This is a genomic window from Cellulosilyticum ruminicola JCM 14822, from assembly GCF_001311925.1.
Taxonomy (GTDB): Bacteria; Bacillota; Clostridia; order Lachnospirales; family Cellulosilyticaceae; genus Cellulosilyticum; species Cellulosilyticum ruminicola.
This window is the reverse complement of the sequence record NZ_BBCG01000077.1, coordinates 1-12,525: the sequence shown is the minus strand read 5'-3', so window position 1 is coordinate 12,525 and position 12,525 is coordinate 1. Positions and strand designations below refer to the sequence as shown.

11 protein-coding genes and 13 tRNA genes are annotated in these 12,525 nt (G+C 34.9%); 20 read left to right on the top strand and 4 right to left on the bottom strand.

All coding sequences use genetic code 11. From position 1 onward, the window contains the following. Window positions 1-128: 128 nt before the first annotated feature. The 13 genes from JCM14822_RS16480 (at window position 129) to JCM14822_RS16420 (ending at window position 1,514) form a co-directional block, all read left to right on the top strand. A tRNA-Asn gene (locus JCM14822_RS16480) sits at window positions 129-200 on the top strand. A gap of 29 nt (window positions 201-229) precedes the next feature. Then, a tRNA-Glu gene (locus JCM14822_RS16475) sits at window positions 230-301 on the top strand. Window positions 302-346: 45 nt separating this feature from the next. Further along, a tRNA-Thr gene (locus JCM14822_RS16470) sits at window positions 347-419 on the top strand. 33 nt (window positions 420-452) lie between these two features. Then, window positions 453-527: transfer RNA gene (locus JCM14822_RS16465), tRNA-Ile, on the top strand. A 20-nt stretch (window positions 528-547) separates the two neighbouring features. Further along, window positions 548-621 (top strand) — tRNA-Asp (locus JCM14822_RS16460). A 32-nt stretch (window positions 622-653) separates the two neighbouring features. Continuing rightward, window positions 654-726: transfer RNA gene (locus JCM14822_RS16455), tRNA-Val, on the top strand. A 7-nt stretch (window positions 727-733) separates the two neighbouring features. Then, window positions 734-817: transfer RNA gene (locus JCM14822_RS16450), tRNA-Leu, on the top strand. A gap of 40 nt (window positions 818-857) precedes the next feature. Then, a tRNA-Arg gene (locus tag JCM14822_RS16445) sits at window positions 858-931 on the top strand. A 68-nt stretch (window positions 932-999) separates the two neighbouring features. Beyond that, window positions 1,000-1,073, top strand: a tRNA-Arg gene (locus JCM14822_RS16440). 23 nt (window positions 1,074-1,096) lie between these two features. Continuing rightward, a tRNA-Thr gene (locus JCM14822_RS16435) sits at window positions 1,097-1,169 on the top strand. A gap of 27 nt (window positions 1,170-1,196) precedes the next feature. Continuing rightward, window positions 1,197-1,270 (top strand) — tRNA-Ile (locus tag JCM14822_RS16430). 74 nt (window positions 1,271-1,344) lie between these two features. Next, window positions 1,345-1,418, top strand: a tRNA-Arg gene (locus tag JCM14822_RS16425). Between the two features lie 23 nt (window positions 1,419-1,441). Continuing rightward, window positions 1,442-1,514, top strand: a tRNA-Thr gene (locus JCM14822_RS16420). 131 nt (window positions 1,515-1,645) lie between these two features. Here JCM14822_RS16420 and JCM14822_RS23265 read toward each other — a convergent pair. Both JCM14822_RS23265 and JCM14822_RS23260 read right to left on the bottom strand, forming a co-directional pair. Then, entirely contained in the window at window positions 1,646-2,041 is a 396-nt protein-coding gene (locus tag JCM14822_RS23265) for a DUF6062 family protein (protein ID WP_306307371.1), read from the bottom strand. Continuing rightward, on the bottom strand, window positions 2,038-2,409 hold the full coding sequence (locus JCM14822_RS23260; protein ID WP_306307370.1) for a DUF6062 family protein: 372 nt from the start codon (window positions 2,407-2,409) through the stop codon (window positions 2,038-2,040). Before JCM14822_RS23260 ends, JCM14822_RS23265 begins: the two co-directional genes overlap by 4 nt. A 168-nt stretch (window positions 2,410-2,577) precedes the next feature. On the opposite strand from JCM14822_RS23260, the gene JCM14822_RS16410 reads away from it, so the two are divergent. The 4 genes from JCM14822_RS16410 (at window position 2,578) to JCM14822_RS16395 (ending at window position 6,266) form a co-directional block, all read left to right on the top strand. Further along, window positions 2,578-3,474, top strand: coding sequence for a DNA-3-methyladenine glycosylase family protein (locus JCM14822_RS16410; protein WP_054743487.1), 897 nt, complete (start codon window positions 2,578-2,580; stop codon window positions 3,472-3,474). A 165-nt stretch (window positions 3,475-3,639) separates the two neighbouring features. Then, the gene (gene groES / locus JCM14822_RS16405) at window positions 3,640-3,924 is read left to right on the top strand and encodes a co-chaperone GroES (protein ID WP_054743485.1); all 285 of its coding nucleotides are present in this window, start codon (window positions 3,640-3,642) and stop codon (window positions 3,922-3,924) included. A gap of 109 nt (window positions 3,925-4,033) precedes the next feature. Continuing rightward, window positions 4,034-5,668 (top strand): chaperonin GroEL, encoded by a 1,635-nt coding sequence (gene groL / locus JCM14822_RS16400; RefSeq protein WP_054743483.1) that lies wholly within the window; start codon window positions 4,034-4,036, stop codon window positions 5,666-5,668. A 103-nt stretch (window positions 5,669-5,771) separates the two neighbouring features. Beyond that, window positions 5,772-6,266 (top strand): hypothetical protein, encoded by a 495-nt coding sequence (locus JCM14822_RS16395; protein WP_054743480.1) that lies wholly within the window; start codon window positions 5,772-5,774, stop codon window positions 6,264-6,266. A 119-nt stretch (window positions 6,267-6,385) separates the two neighbouring features. On the opposite strand, the gene JCM14822_RS16390 is transcribed toward JCM14822_RS16395, so the two are convergent. After that, window positions 6,386-7,225, bottom strand: a complete 840-nt coding sequence (locus JCM14822_RS16390; protein ID WP_054743479.1) for an undecaprenyl-diphosphate phosphatase — start codon at window positions 7,223-7,225, stop codon at window positions 6,386-6,388. Between the two features lie 279 nt (window positions 7,226-7,504). On the opposite strand from JCM14822_RS16390, the gene JCM14822_RS16385 reads away from it, so the two are divergent. The 3 genes from JCM14822_RS16385 to guaA all read left to right on the top strand — a co-directional run bounded on the left by JCM14822_RS16385 (window position 7,505) and on the right by guaA (window position 11,762). After that, the gene (locus JCM14822_RS16385; RefSeq protein WP_054743477.1) at window positions 7,505-8,023 is read left to right on the top strand and encodes a DUF6106 family protein; all 519 of its coding nucleotides are present in this window, start codon (window positions 7,505-7,507) and stop codon (window positions 8,021-8,023) included. A gap of 400 nt (window positions 8,024-8,423) precedes the next feature. Next, window positions 8,424-9,878 (top strand): IMP dehydrogenase, encoded by a 1,455-nt coding sequence (gene guaB / locus JCM14822_RS16380; RefSeq protein ID WP_054743475.1) that lies wholly within the window; start codon window positions 8,424-8,426, stop codon window positions 9,876-9,878. A 342-nt stretch (window positions 9,879-10,220) separates the two neighbouring features. Next, complete coding sequence (gene guaA / locus JCM14822_RS16375) at window positions 10,221-11,762, top strand: glutamine-hydrolyzing GMP synthase (protein ID WP_054743473.1); 1,542 nt, start codon at window positions 10,221-10,223, stop codon at window positions 11,760-11,762. Between the two features lie 266 nt (window positions 11,763-12,028). On the opposite strand, the gene JCM14822_RS16370 is transcribed toward guaA, so the two are convergent. Then, the coding region (locus JCM14822_RS16370; protein ID WP_157047839.1) for a transposase at window positions 12,029-12,525 on the bottom strand (497 nt) is incomplete at its 5' end.

Below are 12,525 nucleotides of genomic sequence, written 5' to 3'. Positions count from 1 at the left end.
AAAAAACAGGTTAAATTTTAATTGTGTTTAGTTTTGGAAGTATAAAATGGTAAAAAAAACAAAAAAGCTATTGACATAAGTCAGTGAACATGATATACTTCTTAAGTACTCAAGTGAGTGTGTTATATTCCTCGATAGCTCAGCGGCAGAGCATTCGGCTGTTAACCGAAGGGTCGTAGGTTCGAACCCTACTCGGGGAGTTTTCAATAAAGTGGTATTGAAGTAAGAAGGCCCGTTGGTCAAGCGGTCAAGACACCGCCCTTTCACGGCGGTAACACGAGTTCGATTCTCGTACGGGTCATTATAACTTAACTCTAATCAGTAAAGATTAAGGGATTACAATTATGCCGATGTGGCTCAATTGGCAGAGCAGCTGATTTGTAATCAGCAGGTTATCGGTTCGAGTCCGATCATCGGCTTATTATAAACCATATAATGTGATTTATAATGTATGGACCCTTAGCTCAGTTGGTTAGAGCATCCGGCTCATAACCGGACGGTCCTGGGTTCGAGTCCCCGAGGTCCATTAGAAAGTTATAAAAGGTTTGGCCCAGTGGTACAGCTGGTTAGCACGCCGCCCTGTCACGGCGGAGGTCGAGGGTTCGAGTCCCTTCTGGGTCGTTATACTATCCCAGTAGTATTAATAGCAATATGGTCGCTTAGCTCAGCTGGGAGAGCACCTGCCTTACAAGCAGGGGGTCACAGGTTCGAGCCCTGTAGCGACCACTTGTATGCCCGAGTGGCGGAACTGGCAGACGCACAGGACTTAAAATCCTGCGAGCTAACCCTCGTACCGGTTCGATTCCGGTCTCGGGCATATTAAAAAAAGAAAATAGATTATAATAACTAATGAATAAGTGCGCATAGCTCAGCTGGATAGAGCGTCTGACTACGGATCAGAAGGCCGAGGGTTCGAATCCTTCTGTGCACGTTATCTATAGAAATATAGATGTAAATGAAGTAAATAAGAGTAGAGATACTCACAATGAGTATTAATAAGTGCGCATAGCTCAGCTGGATAGAGCGTCTGACTACGGATCAGAAGGCCGAGGGTTCGAATCCTTCTGTGCACGTTATCTATAGAAATATAGATGATGCCGATGTGGCTCAATTGGCAGAGCAGCTGATTTGTAATCAGCAGGTTATCGGTTCGAGTCCGATCATCGGCTTATACATAATTTTAGGTTTGTGCTTATGGACCCTTAGCTCAGTTGGTTAGAGCATCCGGCTCATAACCGGACGGTCCTGGGTTCGAGTCCCCGAGGGTCCACTAAATTACACTTACATAGTAGGTGTTAATTTTTTGAAATGGATTATATATTATGTAAATTAACTAATGAATAAGTGCGCATAGCTCAGCTGGATAGAGCGTCTGACTACGGATCAGAAGGCCGAGGGTTCGAATCCTTCTGTGCACGTTATCTATAGAAATATGGATGATGCCGATGTGGCTCAATTGGCAGAGCAGCTGATTTGTAATCAGCAGGTTATCGGTTCGAGTCCGATCATCGGCTTACTAGTAAAAGAAGTGTTATGAGATTTCATAACATTTCTTTTTGTTTTATATTAAAGATTTAAATAGGAAGTAATTAGTATAATATTTTTACTAGCTACTTCCTAAAATTATTATGTAGAATATTAGCTTTTATTTTTCTTTAAAAGGTGGGTCTTGTACATAACCACTTGCTAATTTTTGCATACCTCTTGGTATAGCATCCTTAGAATTTTTCCAATCAGCATCTTTATTGCGATAATCATATTTATCAATAAACCAAGAAAGATCTTCTTCTATACGTTTAAGATTATCTTGTGTTAGTTTAAAGAGTATATTATAAAATTCAGGTTTATCCTTTTCAGAGATTTTAGTATGAGAAAGTCTCATAAGATTACTAAAGTGAGGTAAGCAGAAACCTTTACTTTCATTAAATAGTTTTTTAAAGTCTGGTGTAGAGTTATAAAGATAGAAGAATGTATCCATATAACGGATAAAGTTCGTATCTATATAATCACATACATAACAAGATTTGTTTTGAGAATCTATCCAATCACTAATGCAATTGTGTTCTGCATCATCAATTGTTTTGGCTTTTTTAAATTTATCAAAGAAACTTGCCTTAGAAGGAGAGAAGCTTCAATTTGTTGTGCCAGTTCTTTTTGAAGGGCGATATAATGAGTATGAAGAATAAGTGCACTACCAAGGCGATTACCGTAATCATACATTTTTTTATAGTGTTCTTTACAAAAACCTATTTTATCTGTAACTGCACGAATATCATCTTCCATATAAGCAGCACCTAAAATAAAAGAGATTGCATCTTGTTCAAGTTTGCGTGTAATAAAGCAAAAAGGGCATTCATCCTGTGCATTAAATGCTTCTGTTAGAGGAATAGTATAGATTGTATCTTTCATGACAAACTTCCTTTCAGTAGTAATTATATTACTAGCATAACATAAAGGAAGTATAATAATCATTAATAGTAATAAACAAATATAAAATAATGAACTAGTATACAAAGTGGTTATTTATCTATAAATTGGAAATAATATCTAAAGAATAATAGTAAAGGGTGTGACAACATGAAAAATGTGGTGATGCTAGGGCATTTGGATCATTTTGATGTGAGACAAATTTTAGAGAGTGGACAAGTATTTCGTTTTGAAAAAATAACAGAACAAAGTTATATGCTTGTTGCAAAGCAAAAAGTAATCAAGTTAGCACAACACGAAGAATCTAGTAGTGTAATGATTTACAATACTAATATTAGTGAACTAGATGAAGTATGGAGTCACTATTTAGACATTGATACGAATTATGCTGAGATTACTAGTACATTATCAGCTAAAGATGAATATATGGCGAAAGCTGTAACCTTTGGGCGTGGTATTAGAATATTGAAGCAAGATCCTTGGGAAATGCTAATATCCTTTATTATTTCACAAAATAAAGCTATTTCACATATTAAAGAATGCATTAAGAATATTAGCATGCAGTTTGGTACACCTATAGAGGATGAAGAATGCAAAGGGTATTATACTTTTCCAACACCAGAACAATTAAAGGATGCTACGGAAGAAGACTTGCGTGCCTGTAAAGTTGGTTTTAGGGCGCCGTATATTTTAGATGCATGTCATAAAATATTAAATGAAGAAATAGTATTAAATGAACTATATTTATTGCCTGCTGAAGAAGCTAAAGAAAAACTTATGAGTATAAAGGGAGTAGGGCCTAAGATTGCGGATTGTATTTTATTATTTGCATACTCTAAGATGGAACTCTTTCCAACTGATGTATGGATTAAACGTGTTATGGAAGGATTGTATTTCGAAGGAAGAGAAGTAAAGCTTGCTGAGATACAAAAATTTGCGAAATCATACTTTGGAGATTTAGCTGGTTATGCCCAACAATATCTTTTCTTTTATGGTAGAGAAAATGCACTTTTTACTGAAAAAATAAAAACAAAAGAAAAAGCTTAAAAATGAAAGAAAACTAATAAAAAACAGAGATAAAACTATTAAATTAACTAAAATAAAATTTGCATTAAAGGTAATAATACCATAATATTATAAATATCAATTAGCACTCTAGTGTAGTGAGTGCTAATAAATTAAAAATATAGGAACTTAGGGAGGTCTTTCTTTATGAACTTAAAACCATTAGGCGATAGAGTTGTAATTCAACATCTTGAAGCAGAAGAGAAAACAAAATCAGGTATTATTTTAACAGGTGCTGCAAAAGAAAAACCACAAGAAGCAGTAGTTGTAGCAGTAGGACCTGGCGGTATGGTAGATGGTCAAAAAGTAGAAATGCAAGTTAAAGTTGGAGATAAAGTAATTTATTCTAAATATGCAGGTACAGAAGTAACATTAGAAAAAGAAGAATATGTTATCGTTAAACAAAGCGATATCTTAGCAATCGTAGAGTAATTGAAAATCAACTTATAGTAATAGAGTTAGTGAATATATATAGGGTAAGGACGAGAAATTATCCTAAATAAATAAATGAGTTTAAACTCATAATGGGAGGCTTATAAACATGGCAAAACAAATTCGTTTTGGATTAGAAGCAAGACAATCACTTCAAGCAGGTGTTGATCAATTAGCAAATGCAGTAAAAGTAACATTAGGACCAAAAGGTCGTAACGTGGTTTTAGATAAATCTTTTGGTACACCACTTATTACAAATGATGGTGTTTCAATTGCAAAAGAAATCGAACTTGAAGATCCATTTGAAAATATTGGAGCTCAATTAGTTAAAGAAGTTGCTACTAAAACAAATGATGTAGCTGGTGATGGTACAACTACAGCTACAGTTTTAGCTCAAGCAATGATTACAGAAGGTCTTAAAAATATTGCAGCTGGTGCTAACCCAATCATCGTTCGTCGTGGAATGAAAGCTGCTACAGATGCTGCTGTAGAGTCAATCAAATCTATGAGCCAAACAGTAAATAGCAAAAACCATATTGCTAGAGTTGCTGCTATTTCAGCTGGTGATGATGAAGTTGGTAACTTAATCGCAGATGCCATGGAAAAAGTGTCAAACGATGGTGTTATTACAGTAGAAGAATCAAAAACAATGACTACAGAATTAGATGTAGTAGAAGGTATGCAATTTGACCGTGGATATTTATCAGCATATATGGTAACAGATACAGAAAAAATGGAAGCTGTATTTGATAATCCATATATCTTAATTACAGATAAAAAAATCACAAATATTCAAGATATCTTACCAGTACTTGAACAAATCGTTCAAACAGGTTCTAAACTTCTTATCATTGCAGAAGATGTAGAAGGTGAAGCACTTGCAACATTAGTTGTAAACAAACTTCGTGGTACATTTAACTGTGTAGCTGTTAAAGCCCCAGGATTTGGTGATAGAAGAAAAGATATGCTTCAAGATATTGCTATCCTTACAGGAGGTACAGTAATCTCTGAAGAAGTAGGTCTTGACCTTAAAGAAGCTACAATTGATATGCTTGGTCGTGCAGCAAGTATCAAAGTTACAAAAGAAAATACAGTAATCGTTGATGGTGCTGGTAACAAAGAAGCAATCAAAGAAAGAGTTGCTCTTATCCGTAACCAAATTGAACAATCAACATCTGATTTCGATAAAGAAAAAATGCAAGAAAGAGTTGCTAAACTTGCTGGTGGTGTAGCAGTTATCAAAGTTGGTGCTGCAACAGAAACAGAAATGAAAGAAAAGAAACTTCGTATTGAAGATGCTTTAGCAGCTACACGTGCAGCTGTAGAAGAAGGAATCATCGGTGGTGGTGGTAGCACATATATCCACGTTAAAAAAGATGTAGCTAAATTATTAGATACAACAGCAGGTGATGAAAAAACAGGTGTTAAAATCATTATGGCTGCTCTTGAAGCACCACTTCGTCAAATCGTATTAAATGCAGGTCTTGAACCAGCTGTAGTTATTAATAAAGTTGCAGAACTTGCAGCGGGTATTGGATTTAACGCACTTACAGAAGAATATGTAAATATGATTGATGGAGGTATCGTTGATCCAACTAAAGTAACAAGAAGTGCACTTCAAAATGCAACATCAGTAGCATCTACATTCTTAACAACAGAATGTATTGTAGCTGATATTAAGAAAGATGAACCAGCTATGCCAGCAGGTGGTATGGGTGGTATGGGCGGAATGGGAATGATGTAATTCCCGCCCTATGGCAACACTTATAATTAAATAGATATAAATGACACGAGAAGTAACTAGCTAGAAATATTGGCTAGTTACTTTTTGTATTGGAGGGCTTAGGATGAAACTTGATAAGAGGAGTTTAGTAAAAATACTAGGGCTGAGTTGTATCATGATGATAAGTGTAATGCTTGTGGGATGTACAACAAAAGCGGAAAAAGAAGAAGCACTACGCCAAGAAAAAGAGATAGAAGAGAAAAAACAGCAACGCATTAAAGATAATGCTAATGATCAACAAGCGCTGTTAGAGAAGCGAGAAAGTGATACCAAGAGAAAAGATAAACCTAAGATAATAATGGATGATATAGAGGAAGAAGGAAGCAGTAGTATAGTTTCTACCGATGAGAGTCAAGAGGACGAAAAAGAGAGTGGAAATGGCATCGTGAATATGGCTCCACCTAAAAACTCAAAGGATATTATAAAGATTAAAATTAATGATAATGAAGACGTGATTCATATTGATGAAGATGGCAAAAACACAGTTAAGATTGACAAAGACAATGAAGATGGTGTTGATGTAAAAAGAAATCATGATTCAGGTGTAGTAATGAGGTAGGGAAAGCAAAATACATATACTTGTATATAAATAATATAGAGGGTGTCGTAAAATTACTAATAATTTTGCGACACCCTCATTTTAAATTAAGTAGTATAAGATTTAAAAATAAATATTATCTAAAACAGTCCAAGTATACCACAACCTAAGACAACGAAGGCAAAGATAATACGATAAATAGCAAATACTTTCATAGGCTTTTTCTTCAGGTAAGTTAGGAAACCATCAATAACTAATAGGGCAACAATAAAGGAAACGATGAAACCTACAGCAAGAGCTGTCCATTCTGTGTTTGTTAATGTATTTTGAGCTTTGAGGACATTAAGTAATGCTTGACCAAACATAACGGGGATGGCAAGGAAGAAAGAGTATTCAGCCGCAGCCACTGTTGAGAGGCCAGCTACCCAACCACCTATGATGGTAGAAGCTGAACGAGACATGCCAGGTACCATAGAAAGCACTTGGAAGAGTCCAACGATAATAGCGATTTTAGGCGTAATGAGTGTATCTGATAAAGAAGTGGTTTGATTGCCACGTAACTTACTTTCAGCATACATCATCCAAAGACCACCAATAAAGAGCGCACAAGCTACTACAAGAGGATTAAAGAGCTTAGCTTCTATTAAGTCATCAAAAGGAATACCTATAGCAGCAGCAGGCACACAAGAGATTGCTACCATACCCCAGAAGTAAATACCACTTTTGGGGTATGGTACATTTTTACTTGGGAAGAGATGTATAACTGTATCAATAATTTTTTTACGATATAAAACAAGTACTGCTAAGATAGCACCAAGTTGAATAACCATTGTAAACATATTTGCAAAATCTGTATTGTTAGAGAAGCGAAGCAAGTTACCAAAGATGATTAGATGACCAGTTGAAGAGACTGGTAAGAATTCAGTAAGTCCTTCTATGATACCGAGAATAGCTGCTTTTAACATAAATAAAAAATCCAAGGGAAACCCTCCTTAAAGTTTGAATTGTTTATAATATTTTTGTTTCATAATGTATTATAATACATTATGAGGATAGGTACTATATTTATTACACAGTATTTTACAATTAAGTAAATGCAATTAAACTGGATAGTATTGAAAAAATGTGTATTTTATAGTATTTTTATATAGTAGAGTAATGTTTTATATACAATAAAATTTACTTAAACAATACTCCGTCATATTTAGCTCAGCTATAATAATGGGCAATTATATTTTAGTGGAAGGATGAATGGGAAAATGATGACAGCAACTTTTAAAGAGTACATGATTAAGCAAAAGAAATCACCAAAAGATGTTATAATGCAGACATTAATCGTAGTATGCGCATTTGCCGTTATACTATTAGGAATGATCTTCGGGGGAGCACTATTTGGGCCTATTATTACAATAGTTGCATTGTTAGGGGCTGGATATTTATTCATTATGTTTAGTAGAGAATATGAGTATATACTTACAAATGAAGAATTAGACATTGATGTAATTTACAACCGTTCAAAAAGAAAAAGAGTAACAACAGTTAATTTAAGAAAGATTAGCATTATGGCGCCAATGGATGATGCAAATCACCGTCACGAACTTGAAGGACAAGGTGTTAAAAAAGTTATTAATGCTAGTGATAATTCAAACGATAAAAATACATACGTAATCATTGGGGATACACAATATGGTGCAACTAAAATTCTTATTTCACCTAGCAAAGATTTCTTAGATGAAATGTTTAAACAATCACCTAATAAGATTATTCGTAGAATGTAATAAGTATAAAATAAATTAACTTTAGAAGTAGTACATACTAAATGGTGTGTGCTACTTTTTAAATTTTATACAGGCATAATGCATACATATTAAAATATCTAAAATAGAAAACAACAAATGTCTATTGTAAACGAACAGTAAATGAGTAAATTCGAATATTAGAGAGACGAATAGAGAAAAGAGAGGAAGAATATTTTTTTTATTATTATATTTGTTTACAATAAATAAGTGAGAGGATAGCAAAAATCAACAAAATATACAAGGTTTTTGAGTATTTTGGAATATACTTGACAATTTGTCTTAAAATATGATAAAGTGTACAAAAAACAATAATATTATTTTAATGTTCGGTTTTTGGCATAAAATAAAAACATTTATCATAACTTTGGGAGGCAGTAAAATGGCAAAGATAGTAAAAGAAGGAATTACATTTGATGATATTTTATTAATTCCAGGATACTCTAATGTATTACCTAAGGAAGTAGATTTAACAACTAAACTTACTAAAAAAATTAAATTAAATGTTCCTTTTATGAGTGCAGGGATGGATACAGTAACAGAAGCTAGAATGGCAGTTGCTATTGCAAGACAAGGTGGTATTGGTATTATTCATAAAAACATGTCTATCGAAGCACAAGCAGATGAGGTAGATAAAGTAAAACGTTCTGAAAATGGTGTTATCACAGATCCATTTTCATTAAGTCCAGAGCACTTCGTATATGAAGCAAATGAACTTATGGCGAAATTCAGAATATCAGGTGTCCCAATTACTGAAGATGGTAAACTCGTAGGTATCTTAACAAATCGTGACTTACGTTTTGAAACAAACCATAATCGTCAAATTAAAGAAGTTATGACAAGTGAAAATCTTATTACAGCTCCAGAAGGAACAGATTTAGTAGAAGCTAAAAAAATTCTTTCTGAGCATCGTATTGAAAAATTACCTATCGTAGATAAAGATGGTAATTTAAAAGGTCTTATTACAATTAAAGATATTGAAAAAGCAATTATGTATCCTAAAGCAGCTAAAGATGCTCAAGGTAGACTTTTAGTTGGGGCGGCTGTTGGTGTAACAACAAATATTTTAGATCGTGTAGATGCGCTTGTAAAAGCTAAGGTTGATGTTATTACAATCGATACAGCTCACGGACATTCTCAAGGCGTACTTGATACAGTTAAAAAAGTAAAAGAGAAATATCCAGAACTTCAAATCATTGCTGGTAACGTAGCAACAGCAGATGCAACAAGAGCTTTAATCGAAGCTGGTGCAGATTGCGTTAAAGTTGGTATCGGACCTGGTTCTATTTGTACAACTCGCATTGTAGCTGGTGTGGGGGTTCCTCAAATTACAGCTATTGAAGAATGTGCAAATGCAGCCGCTGAATATGGTGTACCAGTTATCGCAGATGGTGGTATCAAATATTCTGGAGACGTAGTAAAAGCTATCGGTATGGGTGCTAGCGTATGTATGATGGGTTCAATGCTTGCTGGCTGTGAAGAAAGCCCAGGAGCAGTTGAATTATATCAAGGAAGAAAATACAAAGTATATCGTGGCATGGGATCAATTGCAGCTATGGAAAAAGGAAGTAAAGATAGATACTTCCAAGAAGATGCTAAAAAATTAGTTCCAGAAGGTGTAGAAGGACGTGTAGCTTATAAAGGATATGTAGCAGATACAGTATTCCAAATGGTAGGAGGACTTCGTGCTGGTATGGGATATGCAGGAGCTAAAACAATTGATGAACTAAGAGAAAAAGCACAGTTCGTAAAAATTACAAGCGCTGGTCTCAAAGAAAGTCATCCACATGATATTCAAATCACTAAAGAGGCACCTAACTATAGTGTAGATTACTAAGAGGGGTTCGAGAACTGAGTAACTGGTGTCTTACGCATCTAACTCCGTAGGCTTAACAAACTCTAAGTTCATATTTTTAATGAGCGCTGTGAACTTGCTACGCTCAAACAGCACAGCTAAAACCCATTAAAAATATTCACTAAGAGTTTGTAAAGCATATTACGAAACCGATGCTACAGACACCAGTTACTCAGTTCCCTACCTTCTAGATAGGGCGTTGGAATTTTTAAATTTGGATTTATACTAGTAGATAGCATGAAAAAATATAGAAAAATATACAAAATTGTTATAATATAGTTCATATGAATTTGTTTTTATAAATTTTAAGGAGGGGTCAGAAAAATGAAACATGAACTGGTAATCGTTTTGGACTTTGGTGGACAGTATAACCAGCTTATTGCGAGACGTGTAAGAGAGAATAATGTGTATTGTGAGGTTCATCCTTATAATATCGGTATTGAAAAAATTAAAGAGATGAATCCAAAAGGGATTATTTTTACAGGTGGTCCTAATAGTGTATATGCAGAAGATTCACCAGTTTGTGGTAAAGAAATTTTCGAATTAGGTATTCCTGTACTTGGAATTTGTTATGGATCTCAACTTATGGCATTCCTTTTAGATGGAAAGGTAGAAACAGCGCCTGTAAGTGAGTATGGAAAAACAGAAGTTAATGTGGAAACTACATCTAGATTATTTGAAGGGGTATCACCTTCTACAATTTGCTGGATGAGTCATACTGACTATATTGCTAAGGCACCAGCTGATTTCACAGTTACAGCGCATACACCAGTATGTCCAGTAGCAGCTATGGAAAACGTAGAAAAAGGACTCTATGCAGTACAATTCCATCCAGAAGTTATGCATACACAAGAAGGTATGAAAATGCTTTCTAACTTCGTTAAAAATATTTGTGAATGTAAAGGTGACTGGAAAATGGATTCATTCGTAGAATCTACAATTACAGTACTTCGTGAAAAAGTCGGAAATGGTAAAGTATTATGTGCTTTATCTGGTGGGGTAGACTCATCAGTAGCAGCAGTTTTACTTTCTAAAGCTATCGGTAAACAACTTACATGTGTATTCGTAGACCACGGTTTACTTAGAAAAAATGAAGGGGACGAAGTAGAAGCAGTATTCGGACCAGAAGGACATTATGACCTTAACTTCATTCGTGTAAACGCACAAGAAAGATTCTATGAAAAATTAAAAGGCGTAGAAGAACCAGAACGTAAAAGAAAAATTATTGGTGAAGAATTCATCCGTGTATTTGAAGAAGAAGCCAAAAAAATCGGTGCAGTAGATTACTTAGTACAAGGAACAATCTACCCAGACGTTATTGAAAGTGGACTTGGAAAATCAGCAGTCATCAAATCACATCATAATGTAGGTGGACTTCCTGATTGCGTAGATTTCAAAGAAATCATCGAACCACTTAGATTATTATTCAAAGATGAAGTGCGTAAAGCAGGACTTGAACTCGGAATTCCAGACTACTTAGTATTTAGACAACCATTCCCAGGCCCAGGCCTTGGTATCCGTATCATCGGAGAAGTAACAGCAGAAAAAGTACGCATCGTTCAAGACGCTGACTTCATCTATAGAGAAGAAATCGCCAAAGCAGGCGTAGACAAAAACTTAGGTCAATACTTCGCAGCCCTCACAAACATGCGCTCAGTAGGCGTAATGGGCGATGAAAGAACATACGACTACGCAGTAGCCTTAAGAGCAGTCACAACATCTGACTTCATGACAGCAGAATCAGCAGACCTTCCTTGGGAAGTACTTGGAAAAGTGACAACTAGAATCGTCAATGAAGTTAAAGGGGTTAACCGTGTACTCTACGACTGCACAGGAAAGCCACCAGCAACGATAGAATTCGAGTAGGAAAAAATCTAATATTTTCAATGGTTTCAAGGTTTATGAATAAATAAGACTACCTAAATGGTGGCTTCGAGATTAGAGCAAAACTATGCTCCCTCGTAGCCAATGTCATTTAGTTAAGTGATATTATATAAAAAGGTCATCTACGAATAGTTAAATATTGGTAGATGACCTTTTTTATAGCTTAAACTCTATCTAAATGTATAATTTTAAGCATGGCAAATAGACAGAATACTTATTCTGTCTAAAAAATTGGTAAATACCTATTTTTATGCTACCCTATAATTGAAGCTTACCGCTTTTTTAAATTTGACCTTGCGAGGGTCAGAGCGATTTTCACGAATAGGTAATACATTCTTTTGAATGAGGGCTTCAACATTAGGTGGATGTACATTTTCATCTCTAAAGAATTTTTTGCAGATATGAATGGCTACAGTAAAGTTTACTTGATAGCCATACTTAGTAGGCTTTTGCTGAACGACTACGTGCAGTGTAATTATTTCACAAAAGTTATACATAACAAGCCTTGCAAAGACTTCTTGGGTAATGTATGCCACCTTTTTTGCGTGAAAACTTGTAAGCCCTAATGCATATTTTAATTCTCTAAAAGAAGTTTCTATTCCCCATCTCATATGATATAGCTTTTTCAATTCTTCTGGTGAAAACTCTTCTCTATCAAGGTTAGTGATAATCGTTTCATATGTATCAAATGTAGAATTAATCGGTAAAAACTTATAAAGTTCTGGGTGAGCCTTTATTTCTTTTA

Excerpts from the sequence above, each read along its gene's own strand:
- JCM14822_RS23260 (WP_306307370.1), bottom strand. The coding sequence starts at position 2,409 with ATGAAAGATACAATCTATACTATTCCTCTAACAGAAGCATTTAATGCA.
- JCM14822_RS16410 (WP_054743487.1), top strand. The coding sequence starts at position 2,578 with ATGAAAAATGTGGTGATGCTAGGGCATTTGGATCATTTTGATGTGAGA.
- groES (WP_054743485.1), top strand. The coding sequence starts at position 3,640 with ATGAACTTAAAACCATTAGGCGATAGAGTTGTAATTCAACATCTTGAA.
- groL (WP_054743483.1), top strand. The coding sequence starts at position 4,034 with ATGGCAAAACAAATTCGTTTTGGATTAGAAGCAAGACAATCACTTCAA.
- JCM14822_RS16395 (WP_054743480.1), top strand. The coding sequence starts at position 5,772 with ATGAAACTTGATAAGAGGAGTTTAGTAAAAATACTAGGGCTGAGTTGT.
- JCM14822_RS16385 (WP_054743477.1), top strand. The coding sequence starts at position 7,505 with ATGATGACAGCAACTTTTAAAGAGTACATGATTAAGCAAAAGAAATCA.
- guaB (WP_054743475.1), top strand. The coding sequence starts at position 8,424 with ATGGCAAAGATAGTAAAAGAAGGAATTACATTTGATGATATTTTATTA.
- guaA (WP_054743473.1), top strand. The coding sequence starts at position 10,221 with ATGAAACATGAACTGGTAATCGTTTTGGACTTTGGTGGACAGTATAAC.